The organism is Streptomyces sp. NRRL B-3229 (assembly GCF_000719505.1).
Lineage (GTDB): Bacteria > Actinomycetota > Actinomycetes > Streptomycetales > Streptomycetaceae > Streptomyces > Streptomyces griseorubiginosus.
The window spans coordinates 1-1,618 of sequence record NZ_JOGP01000072.1; the positions used below are offsets into that span (position 1 = coordinate 1).

General features: G+C 71.3%; 3 protein-coding genes. 2 read left to right on the forward strand and 1 reads right to left on the reverse strand.

The window, feature by feature from the left end; all coding sequences use genetic code 11:
- A partial coding sequence (locus IF54_RS0138700; protein ID WP_037821206.1) for an FAD-dependent monooxygenase occupies nt 1-564 on the forward strand: 564 nt, incomplete at its 5' end.
- Nucleotides 565-920: 356 nt separating this feature from the next.
- The gene (locus IF54_RS41890; protein WP_078852271.1) at nt 921-1,208 is read left to right on the forward strand and encodes a hypothetical protein; all 288 of its coding nucleotides are present in this window, start codon (nt 921-923) and stop codon (nt 1,206-1,208) included.
- A 13-nt stretch (nt 1,209-1,221) separates the two neighbouring features.
- On the opposite strand, the gene IF54_RS0138705 is transcribed toward IF54_RS41890, so the two are convergent.
- Nucleotides 1,222-1,618 (reverse strand): sensor histidine kinase (locus tag IF54_RS0138705; RefSeq protein ID WP_030327375.1); only part of this gene is annotated, 397 nt, incomplete at its 5' end.

The window sequence follows — 1,618 nt, forward strand, 5'->3', positions numbered from 1 at the left end:
ACCCAGGGCTTCGCCGCCCACTTTCCCCGGGGCCCGCACGCGAGCCGCTACTACCTCCAGTGCCCGCCCGACGACACCCCGGACGACTGGCCCGAGCAGCGCGTCTGGGACACCCTGCGCACCAGGCTCGGCGACCCCGCCCTCGGCTCCGGCCCCATCACCGATCGCGAGGTCTTCCGGCTCCGCAGCCTCGTCCACGACCCCATGCGCCACGGCCGTCTCTTCCTGGTCGGCGACGCGGCGCACATCGTGTCGCCGATGGGCGGCAAGGGCATGAACCTCGCCCTGTACGACGCCGACCTGCTCGCGCGGGCCGTGCGGGACTTCGTCCGGGACGGCGACGACACCGCGCTGGGCACCTACTCGGCACGCTGTCTGCGCCGCGTCTGGAACGACCAGGAGTTCTCCCACTGGCTCACCCGGACCCTGCACGACGCCGGTGACCCCGATCCGTTCCTGCGCCACCTCGCCCTGGCCCGTCTCGACCGGCTCTTCCACTCCCCGGCGGCGGCCCGCGCCTTCGCCGAACTCATGACCGGGCTGGATCCGAGCGGGGAGCGGTGACTGTCCGGGAACCGTCCGGCAACCTTCCTGCGCGCGGCGGCGACTGACGGATCGGAAGCTCCTCACACAGCGGCGTGGCAGTGGCACCTCGCTCACATCTTCGCCGGGATCAAGAGCACGCTCGCAGCCGCGAGGGCGGCGGTGGGAGGGGGGAGCTCTCAGCGGACTGGGAACCCCGACCCTGCTGTGGGGCGTCGCCGGGTTCCAGGTCCTTGCCGCGGGCCTGGGCGTCGTCCTGCTGGCCGGGCGAAGTCGCGGGCGGCCCGTCCTTGGGGCGAGAATCGAGCCGTGCTCGAACTGCCTGCTGCACAAGCCGGTTGCAGAGCCCGCGGTAGCTCACGTGGGATCATCCGGCCATGAGCAGTGATCTGGAAGTAAGTGCTCTGGCGATCAATGTCGTCATCCCGCAGGCGCTCCGCTGGACGGACACACGACGCGGTGAGGAATTCGCGCTGACCACGCTCAACGTCAGGCTTCTCCCTGACGGTCATCTCGCCGTCAAGGCTTACGGCAGACCAGTTGCTGGTGGTCGTGGCGCATACGTCTCGTTCCCTGTGCCCGACAAACCCGAACTGACGGCCCTGGTCTCCGAAGCCGCCAGTCGTGCCGGGGCGTTGTGGGCCGCCCATCGTGGTCCCGGGTGAGGGCGTTCGAGCCCTAGCGGGACAGCAGCGCTTCGTCAGGAGTGGCGGGCAGGCGGAGGGTGAAGACCGTCTCCGTGCCGGGGATGCTGGTGACCGTGACCGTGCCGCCGTGGGCCTCGGTGAGCTGGCGGACGATCGCCAGGCCCAGGCCGCTGCCGCCCGTCTGCCGGCCACGGGCCCGGTCGGCACGCCAGAAACGGTCGAAGACGCGGGGCAGGTCGGCGGCCGCGATACCCGTGCCGGTGTCGGCGACCTCGATCACGATCTCCTCGCCCTCTCCCCGGCAGCCGAGCGTGACGGTGCCCCCGGCAGGCGTGTGCCGGATCGCGTTGGACAGCAGGTTGCCGACCGTCTGACGCAGGCGCGCGGGATCGGCGTACAGGCTCGGGGCGTCCCCGACACGGGTGGTG

Excerpts from the sequence above, each read along its gene's own strand:
- IF54_RS41890 (WP_078852271.1), top strand. The coding sequence starts at position 921 with ATGAGCAGTGATCTGGAAGTAAGTGCTCTGGCGATCAATGTCGTCATC.